We start from the raw sequence: 369 nt of genomic DNA, 5'->3' as shown, positions 1-369 counted from the left end.
TCTCGAACACGTCATAATCATATTCGGTCGGATCGACGCCGAGGCCGCGGTGGAACGCGGGGCGGGCGTGATCGCGGACATACATGGTCGCGAAGACCGAGAGGATGAAGAAGCGGATCCAAAGCTTGTTGACGCCGGTCAGCAGCTTAGGGTCCGCGCGCATCAGCATCGCGAAGGCCTCGCCATGCTTGAACTCGTCGGTGCACCATTGCTCGAACCAGTTGAAGATCGGGTGGAAACGGTGCTGCGGATTGCGCGCGAGGTGGCGGAAGATGGTGATGTAGCGGGCATAGCCGATCTTCTCGGACAGGTAGACCGCGTAGAAGATGAACTTCGGCTTGAAATAGGTGTATTTCTTGGTCTTGGTCA

Annotated in this window: 1 protein-coding gene; it reads right to left on the bottom strand. The window is 57.7% G+C overall.

Annotated features, from left to right (window positions below; all coding sequences use genetic code 11):
• Positions 1 to 369, bottom strand: a 369-nt coding sequence (gene acsF / locus FLQ44_RS23105; RefSeq protein WP_147696201.1) for a magnesium-protoporphyrin IX monomethyl ester (oxidative) cyclase, incomplete at both ends; no start/stop codon positions are given.

The sequence above is a fragment of the Vogesella mureinivorans genome (assembly GCF_007644035.1).
GTDB lineage: Bacteria > Pseudomonadota > Gammaproteobacteria > Burkholderiales > Chromobacteriaceae > Vogesella > Vogesella mureinivorans.
The sequence above is the reverse complement of the archived record's forward strand: the minus strand, read 5'-3'. Positions and strand labels throughout refer to the sequence as shown.